Here is a 19132-nt window from a genome sequence, read left to right on the forward strand (position 1 = left end):
TATCAAACGATGGAAGGCAATGCCGGAGTAGAGGTTAGGTGTCAGGGGTCAGGGGTGTACATTATGAATTGTTAATTATTAATTGTAAATTGAAAAAATATTTATTAGAAAATTATCCATTGATTTGGAACACTAAGCTGTTGCCAATGTTAGGTCTCGCTGTTTGCGGACACGTTTTTTTCTTTCTGTTGGGCTATATCGTTGATAAAGGCAGTATATATGAAAGAGTTTATACCATAGGAGAAGAATTTTTCCCTCTTCCTTTTTTGTTACACCTTATTGTGAGTATCTTGCTATTAGTGTTCTGGCTAATGCAACTCTCTAAAAACAATGCTTTTAAACATTTTTACCCCAGCAATCAGCTGAAGTTACTCGGTTTATATACACAATACTTTATAATTATATTTGCGGTACTCACTTTCTCTCTTTCGTTTATGGCTGGTGAAAAAACGCACTTACTTGTGATTGATAGACCGTTTTATAGCGCTGAGGAAGGAATTATTGTGCAAGGGCTGCTCATCGCATCGCTTTTTATCTCACTGTTAGTGCTTTGTGTACGGATTACTGAGGTTAGAACCTTATTGCTTACAATTGTATTTTCGGGGGTATTATCACTTGCGTTAGGGATGGTGTCGGCATTTTTATTCAGTATTTTTTCTGATGCCAATTTGTTTTTTTTACTTGTTGTTTGGATGTATGTGGCAATTCCTTTTATTGCTATATTGATAGTTGTCACTAATTTAGCAACAATGCCCAAACTCTTTTCGGGGATTCTCATCAACTTTTCATTGTTGTTCTTTACCCCTGCCCTTTACGGAGCTATCTTATTAATTTTCAAAGAAGAGACTTTTGACAATATGCCTGTATTGAATTATGGGGTACTCTTGTCTAATTTCCTTTTCATATTGTTATACGCTCCTGTACTGCACCAATGGAGAGCAGTGCCGGAATAGGTGTCAGGGGTCAGGAGTCAGGTGTCAGGAGGCAAGAGGCAAGAGGCAGATTTTATTAATTATTAATTGTTGATTATCAATTGAAAAAGTATCTTTTAGAACATTATCCATTAATTTGGAGTACGCGAGCAGTGCCAATGCTAATTGTAGCTCTTGGCGCGCATTTGTTATTCTTTTTGTTAGGACTTATTGCTTCTAACAGAGGAGGAATGGGATTTGTTGAAGACTTTTGGGCACTTCCGTTTGAAATCTATCGCATTGGACTTATCGTCTTCTTTGTAAAATGGCTGATGGATTTGTACAGATTCAATGCCTTTAATTGGTTTTATCCTAACAGTCCGCTAAAGTTGTTTGGAACTTTTGTACTCTTTTTTCTTGTAACGCTCAGTGTGATTGGTTTGCCGGCATCATACGCTTTAGGAGTGTTATGTACTTCTTCTTTTGTAGGCATCGAGAATAGTGATTTAACTAATATTCATTTGTTTATCACCAAAGCTCCTTTTTCACTTTTTGCCTTAGGGATTGCACTCATTATCTTCTGTGTGTATATTACCAAATTGCGAACTTTCCTACTCACCATTGTTTTCACCAGTGTTTTAGCACTCATTTTAGCAATGTTATGCATTATAATTGCTATTGTAGGTGATATTGATTTTCAGTTAGTTTTATGGATATATCTATTCGCTTACTTTGCTGTAGCGATAGCCTCGGTTATAGGTGCACCTTTGCTTCCCAAACTCTACAGTGGTATTCTCATTTGTTTCAGCCTATTGCTCTTCCCTGCTGCTATTTTCACCATTGCTTTGCTAAAAGTAGATATCGACCAATTTTCTCAATCACTTTACTACCAACTTTTAGCTGGGGCTTTTCTATTTGTATTTTTATACAATTACCATATCCAGCAGTGGAAGGCAATGCCGGAGTAGGGGTCAGGGGTTAGGATTTTTTATTTCTTACGGGGAAGAAAAAAGCTCTGGGGCGTTCTTTGAAGGCTTGCCATACACACCTAACTAAGTATTTGAGCTCGGAAGCTGGAACTTCACGAGAGCGCAAGGCTATCCACAACGACAGACCAAAACTCACTATAAAATTCCCTAAACCAATGATACCTATTCCAAAAACACACCAAAGGATATTTTCTAAACTGATGATAAAATTCATACCATACAAGCCATAAGCGAAATTACCGCTTGAAAAAGTGATATGGCGTATATCAATAGGCAAACCAAAGAACTCACCTACAGCCCAAGCGCTCCCCATAAACACTCCAAACCAAATATTTGAAACAATACTTGGCCACTTTTTTTGCATCCAATTGGCAACGCGTTGCATACGCATTTTGCCAAAGAATCCTTTGAGGAAAGGGTGCTCGGATAGGCGGTAATAGAAGTTGTTGAAGTTGTTCACACTGGCAACATTACCAGCAATAATACCCGATAAAAACAAAAATACCCCAGCAATACAAGCGTGTAAAAATACTGGTGAGTGCCATATATTGAGATCTTCTAACAAATGTAACCCCTTTTTAGTGGCAATATTATACCCTTGTAAATAACTCATTCCTATCACCAAAAGCATTGACACGGGGAAAGCCCCAAACACATTACCTACAAAAGCAATGAACTGCGAACGGAATAAACGCGTGAAGAGCGCTGAGAATTCAGTGTATTGACGGCGTTTTTGTTTATCGTCGTTATCGTTTAGGTTTTCTAAGGTTTTGGCAATAGTAGAAGCCGTCATTGCAGGCTGCTTGGTAGCCAAAGTAGATCCTGTGAGGTAAATAATCACAAAACCAATAGCATAGTTAAAACTATAGTTTAAAGCGCGGAAAAACGCACTTTGGTCAGGTACCATAGACATATAGAGTTTTACCAAACACATAAAACTCACAATTACCCCTCCCCATAAAGCGGTTTTGAGCATTTTGAAATACTCCCTACCTGTGGAAGTGATGTAATGTTCCCCCGTTTTACCGGTATAATTTGTAATCTCGTAGGTAATGTTGTAAACACTATCATTTACCAATTTGCGAATATTGTTTTTCTTAGAGTTGGTTTTTACCATATCTAAGTAGAAAGCAATTGCTTTTTCGCGCTTGTCGACTTCTTTTTCTATAAACAAGTAGTTATAAAGACGTTTGATGCGTTTAATCTGCTGACGGATGAGCAAAAGTGTTTGGTTCACACTAAAGGTTACCCCATATTTTTCGGCGTTAGCATCGGCTTTGTTCACAAAATCTTCACATTGGGCAGCTAAGATATTGAGTTGTTTGTAGTCTAATTCGTGTTCTTGTATATAAAGGTAAGGTTTATCTTCTTCATCAAGGGTACGCGCAAGTTGGTTCAGTTCGTCGTCAAGAGCGATAAAAGGACTGTTTAGGTGAGCGTATTCAGGCACCATACGGTGTACATCGGTTTGCAAAGCAAATCCTCCCATACGTTGTGAGAGAATCATTATTGCCAAAAGAATTTGCTTAGAGGTAGCTTTGATTTCACTATCCTCATAGAAAGTAGGTACAGTGAGGATATCAAAAAGCTCTTTCCAATTATCTAACGGGATTTGCAACACCCATTTAGCATCGGAAGGGCTGTAAAAAATCTGATTTAGTACGTATTGAATATTTTCTTGTGAAGGCTGATCGGGCAGGAGTTGCCTACTGATGCGGCGGCGTAATTCTTTGAAAAAAGAAACACTATTGAGTAAGCCAGCATCAGTGAATAGAAGTGTTTTTTGTTTGTTAGCAAATACATTGTGGAGTTTTTCTTGGAAGAAAGCGATGCGCTCGGGTTCGTGTTTTATTTCGGAGATGAGCTCATCGATATTGAGAGGAGATTTTTTATCTTTACTTTTGCGGCGAAAGTAGTTCACTACATCAAACACGAAGTCTATATCTTCGTAGTTAGATGAGTGCATATAAGCCTCAAAGATTTCATAGATAGATTTATATTTTTTTGTAAATAGTAACATATTTTTCAATTAACAATTAACGATTAGCAATTAATAATTTAGAATGGTGCAAAGATACGAAAAAATTATCAATTTGCTAATTTACTATTCATCAATTGAAAAGAGGCTGCCTAAGTGAAAGGCAGCCTTTTGAGTTTTTTCTTTTATTTTTCAACTTATTAGAAGTTGTATCGTACGCCGAAGCTAAAGGTACGACCGTCACCGAAGTATACTTGGTTTCTTACATCAATATCTTGATAAGTTTTACTACCATTAGTAGTGTGGATACTTGTATAAGACTCTGAAATATAGTAAGTATCAAGTACATTATAAGCTTGCACTGAGAAAGTAAGACGTTGCTTATCGGTAAGTTGCCATTTATAAGAAGCTCCTAAATCAAAGAGATTATAACTTGGTAATTTGAGAGCACCTTTTTCAGCTTCAACTTTTTTATTGAAATTAGAAATATTTAAATTCGCATATAGATCATCTACGTAACGCCAATCAACATCGAATTTAAGTCCTTTTATAGGTGGTAGTATAGTTAGACCCAAAGAAGCAGTTGTTTGCGCGGTAGAACCTACTTTCACTTTGTCTAAGAAAAGTTTTACTTGGCTAGCACTACCTGCTGGTACTACATTTCCTTGATCATCGATAGTTTCGTTGCTTTCATTAGTAAGATTACCAGAAGCATCTCCTTTATAGTACCAATCACCTAATGAAAGAGAAGCATTTACCCTTACATAATCATTGATTTTAGCATTTGCTTCAAGTTCTATACCTTGGTGAATTTCTTCAATACCTAAGATATTTGCATAAGCACGAATTGTATTATTTTTAAGGTTATTAGATTTGCGTAAATAACGATCCTTCCAAGAAGTGTGATATAGGTTCAAATTGACATTCAAAAAACTTGATTTAAACCCGTAACCGAGTTCTACTCCAAAAATTTTTTCATTAGTAAGAGAAGGGTTTAAGAAGTTTCGGTAATTAGGATATACAGCATCAAACAATGGTTGTTTAGAGTAATATCCTACATTTGCAAACACATTGTGATGTTCGTTGATATTGTAATTTATACCACCTTTGATATTATAACCTACGATATCTTTGAAACCTGTTTTAGTACTCATAGCAGTTTCAGGTTTACCTGTAATAGCTAATGTACCTGGTTTTAAAAAACTATCTATACGCTGGTAGGACTGTATCGAAGTAGCTCCTTGTATGAAGGCAGAGAAATGATCATCAGAGTATTCAAACTGAGAGAAAAGACCAAACCATTTCACTTCTCCATCATTGCTATAGCCTATTTGGTTTTCTAAAGGCTCTGTTTTTTGGAACGGATTCCAAGAAACATTAGCGGGAACAACGGTGGTTACCACATTAGGATTATTTAGATTCTTATTCTTATTGTCGGCATAAGAGTTATTTCCTAACATATCAGTAACAACTTGGTGGTGATAGCCATAATAGTATCTACCATCTAACCCAATATTTGCTGTAAAATTATCATTAATTTGGTGTTGCAAGTTAGTAAGGAAGCCATACCAGTCGTGAGAGTTCACGGAACCATTGCGTATGAAACCTTGGTTTACAGAGCCTGCTGATTTTCCGCTAGGGTCGGTTACTCTTACACTTCTACCTGCTTCACCAGGGTGTTGCATAGTCTCCAATCCACTTACTGCCTGACCTTTGTTATATTGTACTGCTTTGTCAAAGTCAATCAAACCTTCTTCAGTACGAAGTGTATTTAAATAATGTTTTTGAAGGGAGTAAGATGTAGTACCGCTCACTGTTTTTGAAGAGAAAGAGTGAGCTTCACCTAAAGAGTTAGTGCCCATACCACGTCCTAAAGAAGCGTATACTACGGTACTAAGTGAAGTACTTTCGCTTATTTTCCAATCCCAGTTGAGCATTGCTACGGGTTTGTGATATAGATTTTTCTTAATAGTATATTCTTCACCATCTAAGTATCCCCAATCTGAATTGTATTTGCGATTAGGTTCATCACCATCACCATAGCGTAAATAATCAGACAACAAAGGACTGTTAGAGCGTTGGTGATGCCATTGTGGAGCTCCTGTAAACATCAGCTGGAAACTGTGTTTATCGGAAGGTTCATAGCCTAAAGCAAAATAATAGCTATAGCCATCAAACTTGGTACCATCTACGTATTTACGTCCGGCATTTTTACTGAATAACACAGAAGCCGACCAACCTGTAAGGCTCTTACCTGTATTGTAAGCAACTAATCCTTTATACTCTTGGTTACTACCATAGCTAAAGTAAGCAGTTCCTCCTTCGGACATATCGGCAGCACGTGTTACCACATTAATAGTACCTCCTACTGAAGCTATTGCTAACTTAGAAGCTCCAAGCCCGCGCTGTACTTGCATTGCTGAAGTAACATCGGCAAGACCAGACCAGTTACTCCAGTAAACAGTACCACCTTCCATATCGTTTACAGGCATACCATTTACCATTACAGCAATGTTTTTGGTATCAAAACCTCGAATATTGATTTTAGAGTCGCCGAAGCCTCCACCACCTTTAGTGGCGTATACTGATGGCGTGCGATTGAGTACTTCAGGAAGTTCACGCGTGCCCAATTTTTCGATAATTTCAGTAGCTTGAATAGTAGAGACAGCTACTGGTGTTTTACGTTCTTTAGCAATGTCTAACAGTGTACTTTTAGCGGTTACCACCACTTCGCCCAACGCCTGTTGGTCGGTAGAAAGAGTAACCTTTATGTGTGCTTTACCGTTTACTAATTTGTAAGGAACGGTCTTGGTTACATACCCGAGGTATGAAAACTCCAAGGTGCCTGTAGGGGCATTTACATTTAAGGAAAACTTACCCTGCATATCGGTGGAGACACCGTGGGTAGTACCCTTAACCAATACATTAGCCCCCATCAGAGGTGCATTATACTCACCATCAATCACTTCACCCGTTACTGTTCCACTTTGGGCATAAGTAATTGTTGCGAGCAATAAAATTGCGACATTTAAAAACCAGCTTTTCATTTATATTTAGTTAATTAGTTTCTCAGCCGACGGTTAGTAGATTGCTCATACACAAAGTGACTAAAAAAACAAAAAGCTGTTTCACTTCTTATTTCAGGGGCAAAATTAGTGCTTTTTTATGAAATACAAACATTTTTATCGCTTTTTTTATAAACAAAGAAATCAACAAGTTATCAAACGACAAATATACAAGTAAATTAAGAATCTTAAACAGAAGAATAAAAATTCTAAAAATCTCTGACAATAAACAACTTACAATCATTAGTTATATTTATAACAAAAATATATTGTTAAATTTTAACGTTTCTTTAAATATAAAGTGTAGATTTGCAGGCTAAAAATTGACCAATAATGAATAAAACCAAAAAATGTTTTAGAGCGTCTGTGTTTATTGCTATTTTATTTTTCTTATTTGGTGGGATTACTGTATTAGTACAATTGTTAGTTCCTCATCTAAAAGACATTTTTGAACTCAATTACGCTCAAGCAGGATTTATACTCTTTTTTTTCTTTTTACCTTATTTGCTCTTTTCAATTCCAGCGGGAGTTACGCTTAGCAAAATAGGATACCAGCGCAGTATTACCTTAGGGCTCATTATTGTAGCTTTAGGGTGTTTATTGTTTTATCCTGCTGCCGAAATGCGTTCTTTTTGGGCGTTTATGATTGCTATTTTCGTATTAGGAAGTGGCATCACCCTCTTACAAGTAGCCGCTAATCCTTATATTGCAGCTTTAGGTAAAGAAAATTCTACTCACAGCCGACTCACTTTCTCTCAAGCATTTAACGCTTTAGGAACTACTTTTGCACCTATCATCGGGGCAGTTTACTTGTTGAAAGACGAAGTAAAAACGTCTGGTGAAATACGATCGTTAGATCCTTTAGAACGAAATATGTATCTACAATCGGAAGCACTAACTATACAGACTCCTTTTTTATATATTTCACTTATAGTGATTGCTTTAGCTGTTGTATTTGGCATTGCACAACTACCTTGTCACACCACAGAAGAAGAGGTGGTTGATAAAAAAAGTTATTTTTCATTGTTAAAAAGAACGCCTTTACTTTTAGGAGCTATTGCTATTTTTCTATATGTAGGAGCTGAAGTAGCTATAGGAAGTTTTGCTATCAACTATTTGGTAGAAATAAATATGGCTGAAATATCACAATGCCCTATAGGAGGACCTATGTGGAAAGCTTTGGGAATCATTTTTAACAAACCAGACCTTATCAATGCCGATCCTAAGGCTATGGTTGCCATATTTTTGTGTTTCTATTGGGGAGGTGCTATGGTAGGAAGATTTATAGGAGCACAACTCAGTAGACACTTGTCTCCAGCTAAAATGCTGATGATTGTTGGCTTATGTAACGTTGTACTCATTTTGATAGCCATCAATACAGGAGGGCTTTTCTCGATGCTGAGCCTATTATTGCTAGGATTCTTCAATTCTATTATGTTTCCTACTATTTTTGCTTTAGCTTCTGAAGGGATTGACGAATTGAAAGCTCAGGCTTCTGGACTATTATGTACTATGATTGTAGGCGGCGGATTAGTACCTATCCTATTTGGTTTTTTCACTGATCGCATAGGGTTTAGCTTAGCATTTCTCACCTTAGTAGCGTGCTATGGTTATATTGCTTTCTTTGGATTCTACAAAAGTAGTAGATGATTTTTCGATTGACAATTGAAAAATTCGTTGATTCTTTTCAACCCTTTATAAATTCCTAAAAGCGCTGCTAACCTTACCCCTTCATAAACCAATGGAGTTGCTAAATTTACCAACTTCATTTTGGCTTCATATCTTGAAGCAAGTACATCGTTATCAATAAAATACAAAAAAGGAGAGGGAACTTGCCATACAATAAGTTCTATAACATAAAACAAAAGAAATACATAAAATAACTGCCAACGGTAGTGCAATAATTTCTTTTTTTTAGTTACCAAATACAATAGCAAAACACCATTTAGCAAGCTCAATACACCAAAAATACCATTGTTATTGAATTGCATCACAGCAGTAATCCCTATCAATACCCCCGTGATGAGCAGAAAATAACCTATATTTTTGCACAACATAAATCCATATAAATAATCTCTAAACTTTATATTTAGAGCCAACAAACGGTCACGTTGTTGTTTCTCTTCATCGTTTAAAAACTCATAAGCTGTTCCTGCTGAGGGCATCATTTCTTTCATTACCTCTTTGAGCAAACGTTCGTCTTTAATCTGTTCAAGGAGTTCAGCAGGGTATTTCCCTTGTGCTAAAATCATTTTAGCTCGCGTGATGAGTCTTTCTTTATAGGCTAATTTCTCGGTGATATTCATTACTATATTTTAAAAGAAAAAGCCAAAGATTATAACACAACCTTTGGCATCTATAATTTGCTAATTGACAAATTGACTAATTTGCTAATTCTACGAACAGTTCTTCTCCTTCTTTTACTACTTTAGCAACTTTCTTGCTAGTAAGCCCTTTGATAGCTTTATCCCATTTCTTGTTAGAGAAAGCAGTTTGTGTTTTAAGAGCATCTAAAAGAAGTTTTTCTGATGTTTTTAGTAGTTCAAATACTACTTTTTCATCTTCTGATAGTTCTACGCCTTTCTTTTCAGGACGCATTTGTGGGAAGAAAAGCACTTCTTGTATGCTCTCATTATTGGTTAGAAACATAATCAATCTATCCATACCGATACCTAAACCTGAGGTAGGTGGCATACCATATTCAAGAGCGCGCAAGAAATCTTGGTCGATGAACATAGCCTCATCATCACCTTTTTCTGAGAGTCGCAATTGCTCTTCAAAGCGCTCGCGCTGGTCGATAGGGTCGTTGAGCTCAGAATAGGCATTAGCAATCTCTTTACCACATACCATTAGTTCAAAACGCTCAGTAAGTGCAGGATTGTCACGGTGTTCTTTGGTAAGAGGTGACATCTCTTTAGGATAATCGGTGATGAAAGTAGGCTGAATAAAGTTGCCTTCGCATTTCTCGCCGAATATCTCATCTATGAGCTTGCCTTTGCCCATTGTTTCATCTACTGCAATACCAATAGAATGTGCAAAAGTTCTTAATTCTTCTTCTGTTTTCCCTGTGATATCAAAACCTGTAAATTGTTTGATAGCCTCGGTCATCGTAATACGAGGATAGGGAGCTTTGAAATCTACTGTATGGGCTCCAAAAGTAGCCTTAGTAGTACCATTTACTGCCATAGCGCAATGTTCGATCAAACGCTCGGTGAAGTTCATCATCCAGTGGTAATCTTTATAAGCCACATAGATTTCCATCGCAGTAAATTCTGGGTTATGAGTTCTATCCATTCCCTCGTTACGGAAGTTTTTAGAAAACTCATACACTCCATCAAAACCACCCACAATAAGACGTTTTAGATAGAGTTCATTGGCAATACGCATATAGAGCGGAATGTCCAACGCATTGTGGTGAGTGATAAACGGACGCGCACTAGCTCCCCCTGGGATAGCTTGCAATATAGGTGTTTCTACTTCCAAATAACCTGCCTCATTAAAAAACTGTCGCATCGCATTGAACAGCTTTGTACGTTTGATAAACACCTCTTTCACTTGGGGATTTACTACCAAATCTACATAGCGCATACGGTAGCGTTGTTCAGGGTCGGTAAAGGCATCGTGCACTTTGCCATCGGCATCTACTTTGGGCATTGGCAGAGGGCGCAATACTTTAGATAAGAGGGTAAAATTCTTAACGGCTACTGTTTTTTCACCCATCTTGGTGATGAATAAATAACCTTCTACCCCTATAAAGTCACCTAAATCGAGGAGTTTTTTAAACACCTCATTGTAGAGCGTTTTATCTTCCTCAGGGCACATCTCATCGCGATTGAAATACAACTGCATTGTGCCCTCGCTGTCTTGCAAAGTAGCAAACGACGCTTTTCCTTGTACGCGCAAGGACATCAACCTACCAGCAACCACTACTTGCTTGCCTTCTTCATAACGGTCGGCTACATCCTTAGAGGTAGTATCGACAGGATATAATGGAGCGGGATATGGATTAATCCCTAATTCTTTCAATTTAGAGAGTTTTTCTCTACGAATGATTTCTTGTTCTGATAACATCTTTTTTAATGATTAATGTTTAATGATTAATAGTTAGTGGTTAGTTAATACATTTCATATTGGAAATAGTAGGTAACATCTTCTGAATCTTCCATATCCTTACGTTTAGATTCTATTTTTATTACACGTCCTTGTTTATCCCAATGGAATTTATTTGTTTGGTTATAACTTTCAAAAACCCAAAGAAGGGGATTTTTTTGGATAAACTTTCCTTGACCTCTTTCACCATCTTCTTTACCAAAAGTTATAGTGATAGGTAGGTGATTTTTAGTATTAGAAAGTGTGTATACCGTTTTATTTAGGTCATCTTCATCAATAATTTTATTACCTTCACGTTTGATTATGTTTTCATAAATTGACCAAGTATCGGTGGAAAAATTTGTTCTATAGCAATTTAAAAAATCATCTTGCAATTGGTAATAATCACAACTGTAATAGAAATGCTTACCGTCATACGGAGGTGTTTCCTCTTTTACAACTTTCTTAAAAATTTCGTTGTCGTTATACAGATATTGAGTAGTAGTGAGAGGTTCTGCATCTGACTGATATTCTACGAGTTCTCGCAATAATCCGTCTTCATATTTACATTCCATATATACTTCGCCATCTTGTCGCTCTATACGAGATAGCAATCCTTGTTCATTGAGACAGAGTCGCATTTGCACTTGTTTGTTTTCTTTTACTGTAATGCGCTTGACATTTTTTAAATTTAAAGAAAAAACAGGAGAGAGCATCAAGGTTTGATTGATCAACACATCTTTCACATATCTATCTGATACTTCTTTGGAGCGCGATGTAAGATGTTCTTTTTTCTGTTGAAAGTGCTTTAAACGTTTTTGAAATTCGGTATAATAGCTTGATTCAACTTTCTTTTTGAGTAGTTTAGGTGAAAAATATTCAGTAGCCCCTACTAAATCATTGTACAGTAAGGGAGTAGAACTTTTTTTACCATCCCAATAAACCACTCGCACACAGCCTTTACCCTCTTCATTATCAAAATGAATAGTAGAGTGTTTGTAATTATCAAAAGTTAAAGGCTGTGTACTGATCCAAGCGTAACGTATTTTGGGGTTTATAGATTTGAAATTCTTCGCTAACTCAGCTTCTTCACGTGTGCCAAGATTGTTAGGAATACCACAATATTCTCCTATTACAATAATAAAAATAGGTTGTCCTGCTGCTATAAAATTATTGTTTTCATCGTCGTTTTGGGCGTGAGCAGGCACTAACATTAAGACGGTAAGACATAAAAAAAGTAAGTGTTTCATAAGTTTAATACATTTCATACTCATACGTATAAACTGTTTTCTCTTTTCCTTCAGTAATTACAATTTTGCTAATACGCTGGTTGTTATCCCAATGATACTCTGTTTTTTCTCCTTCAAAAATATTTTCCCAAAGAGTAGGCTGTTTTGCTATTATTTTACCTTCCTTACTTTTGTATTTATAAGTGATCGGTAAATAGTTCTTAGTCCTTGAAAGATGAATAGTAAGATCTAATTCTTTATTAACAATAAGATTTCCTTGCTTAATAACAGCGGCTCTTTCATTTACTGAATAATCAAAAGTTGAAAAGTGTACTATATATAAATCTAAAAAATCTTCTTTGAGTTGAGCGTAATTACAATTGTAATAATTCTCAAAAGGCGGATTATCTTTGGATATAGCTTTTGCAAAAATCTCATTATCATTATAAGCATACAAGGTTTCATCTATAGCACCCTTATTTGATTTTTGTATCTTTTTGCGCAATAATCCATTTTCATAAACATATTCATTTATTGATGACTCCTCACCATCTTCAAAAAAAGACCTTCTTTTAATAAGTTGCCCCTTTTCATTAAGATAGATAGTTCGACTATTATTTTTTCCATTGCATTTTACTTGAATCACCTTAATTCCTTTTGTATTAACAGGCAAAAGTTCATAAGAACTCATAAAATTACTATAGTTTATTTCTTTAACAAGTTCATAATAAACAAATCTATCAGAAACTCCTTTAAAATGAGAAGTGATTTTCTCTTCTTTGTTCTTATACTCCTCCAATTTACTCAAGAAATAAGTGTAATAAGTAGATTGAGTTTCTTTTTAAGCAGTTTAGGAGAAAAATATTCTGTTGAAAGATAAAGTCCTTTATAAACAATGGGATCAGAAGTAGATTTTCCATCCCAAAAGATAACTTTAGTACAATTATCTCCCAAATTATTATCTCCTTCTATATAAACAGTTGTATGTGCTTCATTTTCAAACTGTATCCCCTCACCTTTTTTCAACGAAAGAACTTCGCGTACTTCTACATTTAGCAACTTAAAGTTAGTTTCCAATTCGGTTTTCTCTCGATCAATATTTTCTGATAATATCCTACAATTATTCCTTTTAGCTATCACAAACACAGGTTTCCCTGCTTTGATGTAGTTCTCACTATCTTTTTGCCCATATACAGATACAGACAATAATAGACTAATACACAAAAGAAATAAGTGTTTCATCATTCTTAAAAAATAGATTGTATGATTTTCTGTTGGATTTCTAATAAATAAGTTCGTTTGATACTTCCTACCCTTTTAATAATATCTCTACTTGTACTTAACTCAAGAATTTGACATTTTACATAGCTCTGTTTATCAAAGTTATAAGAGGTCATCTCTTTAGTAAGTGTATATGAATATTCTGGATTATGTTGTTTTGAGGAAATAAGTACTACATAAATATATCCTTCTATTTCCTGCAACTCATCATTAGATACTACAATTGCAAAATGAGGTTTAAAACCTACATCTGGAAAATGAAAGTTTATTTCAATAATATCACCCTGCCTACACTTCATTTTCTAAATACTTTTCCATCACTGGTGCAGCTATACGTTTAGCATTGCTCAAAAATATTTCTCTCTCTTGAAAATAATCAATGAGCATTGTTCTGTATTCTAAAGCCTTATTTAGTATATGAAGCGCTGACTGACGTATTACATCTGAAATATTTGTTTGTAAGGTCATATCTCTAAGAGAATCAAATAAGGGTAAACTATCAACAAGAGCATTGTAGTCCATTTCTTTTTGAATAAAAGGTATTTTCCAAAAATTAGAAATATAACCGTCTAATTTTTTATCTGTTTTTTCTAATACTGATAAAGCATAATCATTATAGTTAGTGTGTTGATATTCACTTATAGGAAATGAATTAATCACACCAAATGATGAATACAAATCATTTTGTAAAACTGCTGTAGTCATATTTTTAGCTTTTTTACTACTCCTTATATACTCCCATATTGAGATATTTGTTCATACGTTTTTCGACTAAGCGGTCGGCAGGAAGTTTTTTGAGTTCTTTATAGGCGTCGAGAATCACTTTACGCACGGTGTTGAATATAGCTTCACGGTCGTGATGAGCTCCTCCAAGAGGTTCTTTGATGATTTCGTCGATGAGTTTGAGTTTTTTCATATCGGGAGCGGTGAGTTTGAGGGCTTCGGCAGCCTCTTTTTTATACTCCCAACTACGCCATAAAATAGAAGAGCAAGATTCTGGTGATATTACTGAATACCAAGTATTTTCGAGCATATATACCTTATCGCCAATACCGATACCTAAGGCACCTCCTGAGGCACCTTCACCTATGATAAACACGATAGTAGGCACTTTGAGTCGCGACATTTCCAAGAGGTTACGCGCAATAGCTTCCCCTTGTCCGCGTTCTTCGGCTTCAATACCTGGGAAAGCGCCTGGGGTATCCACAAAGCACACTACAGGAATATTAAATTTTTCGGCTTGTTTCATCAAACGAAGGGCTTTGCGGTAGCCTTCAGGATTAGCCATACCAAAATTGCGATATTGGCGCATTTTTGTGTTTGAGCCTTTTTGCTGACCAATAAACAAAAAACTTTGATTATCTATTTTGCCAAAGCCTCCTATCATCGCTTTATCGTCTTTCACATTGCGATCGCCGTGTAATTCTAAGAATGTATCACCAGCAAGCGCCTTAATATAATCCAAGGTATAAGGACGCTCAAGATGGCGAGAGATTTGTACTCGTTGCCAAGCTGTGAGGTTACCGTAAATCTCTTTTTTTACTTGGTTGAGTTTTTTTTCTATCTTTTTGCAAGCGTCGGTCATATCCACATCACTTTCATTCCCAATGGTTTGACACTTTTGCATTTGTTCTTCTAACTCTTTGATTGGCTGTTCAAAATCTAAATATTCCATAGACTTAACTATTAATTTGGTTTATTTTCAGAGGGCAAAGATATGAATTAATTAACAATTGACAATCAACAATGAACAAATTTAATTTGCTTCGCCATAAATTCGGCGTTCTGAAGGTTGCTCACACTGGTAGTGAAAAATAGTTTGAGGCTCTATTTTCAGCTTTTTAAGATCTGTAGTACTTTGTTGCAGTTCTAATATTTTAAACTTGTGATACTCAATATTGTTATAAGGATCTTTATAAACATTTTTAGAGGGGTCATACTGCAAAAAAGAGTCTTCAATATTAGACAAAACTGTCTCATCTTTAAGCTCCATATACATTGCTTGAGGATCGTTTAATACATCAAATCGAAGCATTTCTTCCAGCTCTTTATCAACTTCATCCTCGTCTTCTTTAGCAAAGGCGAATTCACTAAGTTCCTCTATAGGTATTTTTTTTATTTGCTTTTTAATACTTTTTACAGCTTCTTGATTCTGTTCAAGTGTTCCCATATTGATAAAAATCAAACAAGTATGCCCTTCTTTTTCTACCAAAGCTCCTGCTCCATCAAGTTGATAATGAGAACGCTCGCCATACCAAATGAGAAAATCATTATTGTCATTCAAAGTAAAACGAGCTGTATTTTTAAGTCCTTGTGTTAGCAAAGGCAACTCATTTGAAAAATCAGCAATAAGTGTTAGGCTATTGCCTATCTCTTTTTTACTAAATGTATGTACGTAACGACTTGGTAAACAATTAGGATTCTCATTGAACACCGAGAACGTTTTGCCGTTCTCATACTGAAGATAATTTTTTCCATCTTCAAAGTTAGCAAATCGAATACGTACCTCATCAGGTTTTAAGTTTTTGTTGTGATTGCCATAAACTAAAAAGAGAGGACTCTTCTTAGGTTTAAAGAGTACCATTCCATCGGGAAGCACTTCATAAGTACCTGGGATCATAGTCATATACCCATATAGCGCAAACATTTTGTTAGGAAAGAGAAAAATTCCTCCTCCTCTACCTTTGTAACTTCCCACTAAATCTTTATTTTGAGCAGAAAGTCCACCAACAAACATTAAAAAAATGAATGATGTAAGAGCTTTGTTTTTCATAACGTTATTTTTTTGGGGACAAAGATAGTAAAATAATTGACAATGAACAATTGACAAGGTACGAATAACAATTTTAGTTTAAGGTGCTGCATATTTTTTCTTTTTTTAGGACATTTTTACTAGCCTCTTTCTTTCCTTTTAGAAACTTTTTTAAGAAAAATTTGGCAGTTTAAAAAAAACATATTACCTTTGGCTCGTTTTTAAAAAAATATTACTTTTATGGAGTTTCCTCCTGAACTAAAATACACCCCCGACCATATTTGGGCACGCCTTGAAGGCGATATTGCTACAGTGGGCATCACCGATTTCGCTCAACAGCAACTCAGTGATATTGTGTATGTTGAAGTAGAGACTATAGGTGATACCTTAGCTAAAGACACTATCTTTGGCACTGTTGAAGCTATCAAAACTACCTCCGACCTCTTTATGCCGATGAGTGGTGAAGTACTCAGCTTTCACGAAGCCTTAGTTAAAAAACCTGAAATGGTAAATGCCGACCCTTATGGTGAGGGCTGGATGATACAAATAAAAATCACAACACCAGAAGAATGGGATAGCCTGCTCTCAGCAAGTGATTATCAAAAACTTATTAATGCTTAAAACTCATAAATACACGCTATTATGGGTGATTTGGACAATAGCAGTTATCAGCTTAAGTCTCATCTCCTCTAACGAAATACCCAAACCTCCACGCATTCCTTATGCTGATAAGATTGCGCATTTTGGGTTTTATTTTGGATATACCAGCTTGTTTGTACTTTCTTTTGGCAAAGAAACTCAATGGGTACAATCTATAAAAAAAGTATACCTATGGGCGTTTATTACTGCCCTTGTATTAGGGGCTACAATGGAGTTTTTGCAAGGTGCGCTCACCACCACCCGTAGTGCAGACCCTATAGATATGCTTTTCAATGCATTTGGCACAATTGTTGCTCTATTATTTATAGCAAAATATAAAGAATTATTTAAATAATTTCTTTCAAGTATATTTAGTAACCTTTTAAAAAGAAAATCATTATGCAACCTAAAAAAAATCCAAAAGCCGATTTGGCTAAAAGCAGTGGATTGTTCTTCGCAATAGGATTTGCTCTTGTTTCTGGACTCTCACTTTTCGCTTTTGAGTACACTCGCGAAGACAAAGGTCCAGATAAAGTTACCTTATCCGATGCCGACAAAAATCTCGACGAAGAACAAGAACAATTCGTAATGGAGAACCCTGATACTCCACCGCCACCACCACCACCACCAGCTCCTGCTGTTGTACAAGAAGTGGAAGTGGTAGACAACAAAACTGATATCAAGGACGAAATTATCGGTAGTACTGAAACCAGTAAAAAAGAAGAAGTAGTAGCTGTACAAAAAATTGAAACTCCTCAAGAAGAAGAAGTTGCTATTGATGTACCTTTTGCTGTGATTGAAGATAAACCAATGTTTGAAGTTTGCAAAAATGTTCCTAAAGACAAACAAATGCAATGCTTCAAAGAAAACTTGGACAAACACGTGAAAAACACTTTCAAATATCCACCTGCTGCTCTTGAAATGGGTATCCAAGGACGTGTGAATGTGAGTTTCCGTATCAATACTGATGGTACTGTATCTATCCTTGGTGTTCGTGGTACCGACAAATTACTTGAAGAAGAAGCTAAACGCATTATCAAGTCTATTCCTAAATTGATTCCTGGTAAACAACGCGGTAAACCTACCCCTGTAACGTTCGCTTACCCTATCAACTTTACTCTTTCTAACTAATTAAATTAACAAAATATAAAGTCAGTAGTGAGGACTCCTTACTACTGACTTTTTTAATTACACAACCTTTTTTTATCAAACCCTATTACCATTCATTTTATTATGAAAAATCTAATCTTTACACTTTTAGCTACGTTCTTCACTATTATTAGCTATGCTCAACTAAAAGATCCTAACGGCAACCTTATCAGCCATTACCCTAAATTCGACAAATGCAAAGATGTAACTGAAGAGGAGGCAGCGTTGTGCTTTAAAACACAATTAAACAAATTTATAAATAGACATTTCATCTACCCTAAAAAAGCTAAAGAAAAAGGACTACAAGGAAAAGCCATTGTTTCTTTTTGCATCAATGCCCAAGGGAAAGTTGAAATCATAAATGTTAGCGCAACCGATAAAATCTTCGAGGAAAACGCAAGGCGTCTTATCGAAAAACTTCCGCAATTAATTCCTGCTGAAGAAAACGGAACTCCTACCCCCATAATGTTTGCTTACCCTATTAATTACACATTAGGTAATAACTTTTAAAATTTTTGAAAAAATGAAAAAATATATACTTATACTCTTAACACTACTTTTTGTAGGTTTTAGCTACGCACAAAACAAAGAAGAAGAAACTGATATACCCTACTCTAAAGTAGAACAAAAACCAAGATTTCAGGAATGTAAAGATGTTCCTGAAGATGAAACTTTCAAATGTTTTCAAGAAGTACTCAACAAACATATAGAAAACACGCTAAAATATCCTACTGAAGCTAAAGAGGTTGGGATAGAAGGAAAAGTAAATGTATCTTTTCGCATCAAAAAAGATGGCAACACAGAAGTTATAGGACTAAGAGGTGTTGATAAAGTTTTAGAACAAGAGGCTAAACGTATTATCGAAAGTATGCCTAAACTTATTCCTGCCAAACAAAACGGGAAACCTATAGCTGTAACTATTGCTTATCCTATTTTTTTTAAATTATAGTTATCAAATCATTAGATAATAATCTTTAATATTCTCCAAAAAATGAAAAAATATATACTTATACTCCTAACACTACTTTTTGTAGGTTTTAGCTATGCACA

19 protein-coding genes are annotated in these 19132 nt (G+C 35.7%); 8 read left to right on the top strand and 11 right to left on the bottom strand.

Annotation, left to right across the window (positions count from 1 at the left end; all coding sequences use genetic code 11):
* The first annotated feature begins 89 nt into the window (after nucleotides 1–89).
* Together HMPREF9073_RS09510 and HMPREF9073_RS09515 are read left to right on the top strand one after the other, a co-directional pair.
* The gene (locus HMPREF9073_RS09510; protein ID WP_051046590.1) at nucleotides 90–953 is read left to right on the top strand and encodes a hypothetical protein; all 864 of its coding nucleotides are present in this window, start codon (nucleotides 90–92) and stop codon (nucleotides 951–953) included.
* Between the two features lie 80 nt (nucleotides 954–1033).
* Entirely contained in the window at nucleotides 1034–1879 is an 846-nt protein-coding gene (locus HMPREF9073_RS09515) for a hypothetical protein (protein ID WP_232212925.1), read from the top strand.
* 10 nt (nucleotides 1880–1889) lie between these two features.
* Here the strand turns inward: HMPREF9073_RS09515 and HMPREF9073_RS09520 are convergent, their stop codons facing one another.
* Both HMPREF9073_RS09520 and HMPREF9073_RS09525 read right to left on the bottom strand, forming a co-directional pair.
* Nucleotides 1890–3920 (bottom strand): hypothetical protein, encoded by a 2031-nt coding sequence (locus tag HMPREF9073_RS09520; RefSeq protein ID WP_009413524.1) that lies wholly within the window; start codon nucleotides 3918–3920, stop codon nucleotides 1890–1892.
* A 158-nt stretch (nucleotides 3921–4078) separates the two neighbouring features.
* Entirely contained in the window at nucleotides 4079–6925 is a 2847-nt protein-coding gene (locus HMPREF9073_RS09525) for a TonB-dependent receptor domain-containing protein (RefSeq protein ID WP_009413525.1), read from the bottom strand.
* Between the two features lie 351 nt (nucleotides 6926–7276).
* Between HMPREF9073_RS09525 and HMPREF9073_RS09530 the strand changes: the two genes are divergently transcribed.
* Nucleotides 7277–8593 (top strand): sugar MFS transporter, encoded by a 1317-nt coding sequence (locus HMPREF9073_RS09530; protein WP_009413526.1) that lies wholly within the window; start codon nucleotides 7277–7279, stop codon nucleotides 8591–8593.
* Here HMPREF9073_RS09530 and HMPREF9073_RS09535 read toward each other — a convergent pair.
* The 9 genes from HMPREF9073_RS09535 to HMPREF9073_RS09575 form a co-directional block, all read right to left on the bottom strand.
* A complete protein-coding gene (locus HMPREF9073_RS09535) occupies nucleotides 8575–9249 on the bottom strand; it encodes a hypothetical protein (protein WP_009413527.1) in 675 nt (224 codons plus the stop codon). The genes HMPREF9073_RS09530 and HMPREF9073_RS09535 overlap by 19 nt on opposite strands.
* Nucleotides 9250–9325: 76 nt before the next feature.
* The gene (lysS, locus tag HMPREF9073_RS09540; RefSeq protein WP_009413528.1) at nucleotides 9326–11014 is read right to left on the bottom strand and encodes a lysine--tRNA ligase; all 1689 of its coding nucleotides are present in this window, start codon (nucleotides 11012–11014) and stop codon (nucleotides 9326–9328) included.
* Between the two features lie 44 nt (nucleotides 11015–11058).
* A complete protein-coding gene (locus tag HMPREF9073_RS09545; RefSeq protein WP_157453514.1) occupies nucleotides 11059–12282 on the bottom strand; it encodes a hypothetical protein in 1224 nt (407 codons plus the stop codon).
* Between the two features lie 4 nt (nucleotides 12283–12286).
* The gene (locus HMPREF9073_RS09550; RefSeq protein ID WP_157453515.1) at nucleotides 12287–13060 is read right to left on the bottom strand and encodes a hypothetical protein; all 774 of its coding nucleotides are present in this window, start codon (nucleotides 13058–13060) and stop codon (nucleotides 12287–12289) included.
* A gap of 5 nt (nucleotides 13061–13065) precedes the next feature.
* On the bottom strand, nucleotides 13066–13506 hold the full coding sequence (locus HMPREF9073_RS09555; protein ID WP_009413531.1) for a hypothetical protein: 441 nt from the start codon (nucleotides 13504–13506) through the stop codon (nucleotides 13066–13068).
* A gap of 2 nt (nucleotides 13507–13508) precedes the next feature.
* The gene (locus HMPREF9073_RS09560) at nucleotides 13509–13841 is read right to left on the bottom strand and encodes a type II toxin-antitoxin system PemK/MazF family toxin (RefSeq protein WP_009413532.1); all 333 of its coding nucleotides are present in this window, start codon (nucleotides 13839–13841) and stop codon (nucleotides 13509–13511) included.
* On the bottom strand, nucleotides 13831–14247 hold the full coding sequence (locus HMPREF9073_RS09565; protein ID WP_009413533.1) for a hypothetical protein: 417 nt from the start codon (nucleotides 14245–14247) through the stop codon (nucleotides 13831–13833). Before HMPREF9073_RS09565 ends, HMPREF9073_RS09560 begins: the two co-directional genes overlap by 11 nt.
* 16 nt (nucleotides 14248–14263) lie before the next feature.
* The gene (locus tag HMPREF9073_RS09570; RefSeq protein ID WP_009413534.1) at nucleotides 14264–15217 is read right to left on the bottom strand and encodes an acetyl-CoA carboxylase carboxyltransferase subunit alpha; all 954 of its coding nucleotides are present in this window, start codon (nucleotides 15215–15217) and stop codon (nucleotides 14264–14266) included.
* Between the two features lie 81 nt (nucleotides 15218–15298).
* Nucleotides 15299–16315 carry a hypothetical protein gene (locus tag HMPREF9073_RS09575; protein WP_009413535.1) on the bottom strand — a complete coding sequence of 339 codons (1017 nt, stop codon included), beginning with the start codon at nucleotides 16313–16315 and terminating at the stop codon, nucleotides 15299–15301.
* 219 nt (nucleotides 16316–16534) lie between these two features.
* On the opposite strand from HMPREF9073_RS09575, the gene gcvH reads away from it, so the two are divergent.
* The 5 genes from gcvH (at nucleotide 16535) to HMPREF9073_RS09600 (ending at nucleotide 19031) form a co-directional block, all read left to right on the top strand.
* Entirely contained in the window at nucleotides 16535–16915 is a 381-nt protein-coding gene (gcvH, locus tag HMPREF9073_RS09580) for a glycine cleavage system protein GcvH (protein WP_009413536.1), read from the top strand.
* Nucleotides 16908–17288, top strand: coding sequence for a VanZ family protein (locus HMPREF9073_RS09585; protein WP_009413537.1), 381 nt, complete (start codon nucleotides 16908–16910; stop codon nucleotides 17286–17288). The genes gcvH and HMPREF9073_RS09585 overlap by 8 nt, the downstream gene beginning before the upstream one ends.
* Before the next feature lie 44 nt (nucleotides 17289–17332).
* On the top strand, nucleotides 17333–18064 hold the full coding sequence (locus tag HMPREF9073_RS09590) for an energy transducer TonB (protein ID WP_009413538.1): 732 nt from the start codon (nucleotides 17333–17335) through the stop codon (nucleotides 18062–18064).
* 102 nt (nucleotides 18065–18166) lie between these two features.
* Nucleotides 18167–18592, top strand: coding sequence for an energy transducer TonB (locus HMPREF9073_RS09595; protein ID WP_009413539.1), 426 nt, complete (start codon nucleotides 18167–18169; stop codon nucleotides 18590–18592).
* A 13-nt stretch (nucleotides 18593–18605) separates the two neighbouring features.
* Nucleotides 18606–19031, top strand: a complete 426-nt coding sequence (locus HMPREF9073_RS09600) for an energy transducer TonB (protein ID WP_009413540.1) — start codon at nucleotides 18606–18608, stop codon at nucleotides 19029–19031.
* Nucleotides 19032–19132: the final 101 nt, after the last annotated feature.

The organism is Capnocytophaga sp. oral taxon 326 str. F0382, assembly GCF_000318295.1.
In the GTDB taxonomy this organism is placed as follows: Bacteria; Bacteroidota; Bacteroidia; order Flavobacteriales; family Flavobacteriaceae; genus Capnocytophaga; species Capnocytophaga periodontitidis.

Excerpts from the sequence above, each read along its gene's own strand:
- HMPREF9073_RS09520 (WP_009413524.1), bottom strand. The coding sequence starts at position 3,920 with ATGTTACTATTTACAAAAAAATATAAATCTATCTATGAAATCTTTGAG.
- HMPREF9073_RS09525 (WP_009413525.1), bottom strand. The coding sequence starts at position 6,925 with ATGAAAAGCTGGTTTTTAAATGTCGCAATTTTATTGCTCGCAACAATT.
- HMPREF9073_RS09530 (WP_009413526.1), top strand. The coding sequence starts at position 7,277 with ATGAATAAAACCAAAAAATGTTTTAGAGCGTCTGTGTTTATTGCTATT.
- HMPREF9073_RS09535 (WP_009413527.1), bottom strand. The coding sequence starts at position 9,249 with ATGAATATCACCGAGAAATTAGCCTATAAAGAAAGACTCATCACGCGA.
- lysS (WP_009413528.1), bottom strand. The coding sequence starts at position 11,014 with ATGTTATCAGAACAAGAAATCATTCGTAGAGAAAAACTCTCTAAATTG.
- HMPREF9073_RS09545 (WP_157453514.1), bottom strand. The coding sequence starts at position 12,282 with ATGAAACACTTACTTTTTTTATGTCTTACCGTCTTAATGTTAGTGCCT.
- HMPREF9073_RS09555 (WP_009413531.1), bottom strand. The coding sequence starts at position 13,506 with ATGATGAAACACTTATTTCTTTTGTGTATTAGTCTATTATTGTCTGTA.
- HMPREF9073_RS09560 (WP_009413532.1), bottom strand. The coding sequence starts at position 13,841 with ATGAAGTGTAGGCAGGGTGATATTATTGAAATAAACTTTCATTTTCCA.
- HMPREF9073_RS09565 (WP_009413533.1), bottom strand. The coding sequence starts at position 14,247 with ATGACTACAGCAGTTTTACAAAATGATTTGTATTCATCATTTGGTGTG.
- HMPREF9073_RS09570 (WP_009413534.1), bottom strand. The coding sequence starts at position 15,217 with ATGGAATATTTAGATTTTGAACAGCCAATCAAAGAGTTAGAAGAACAA.
- HMPREF9073_RS09575 (WP_009413535.1), bottom strand. The coding sequence starts at position 16,315 with ATGAAAAACAAAGCTCTTACATCATTCATTTTTTTAATGTTTGTTGGT.
- gcvH (WP_009413536.1), top strand. The coding sequence starts at position 16,535 with ATGGAGTTTCCTCCTGAACTAAAATACACCCCCGACCATATTTGGGCA.
- HMPREF9073_RS09585 (WP_009413537.1), top strand. The coding sequence starts at position 16,908 with ATGCTTAAAACTCATAAATACACGCTATTATGGGTGATTTGGACAATA.
- HMPREF9073_RS09590 (WP_009413538.1), top strand. The coding sequence starts at position 17,333 with ATGCAACCTAAAAAAAATCCAAAAGCCGATTTGGCTAAAAGCAGTGGA.
- HMPREF9073_RS09595 (WP_009413539.1), top strand. The coding sequence starts at position 18,167 with ATGAAAAATCTAATCTTTACACTTTTAGCTACGTTCTTCACTATTATT.
- HMPREF9073_RS09600 (WP_009413540.1), top strand. The coding sequence starts at position 18,606 with ATGAAAAAATATATACTTATACTCTTAACACTACTTTTTGTAGGTTTT.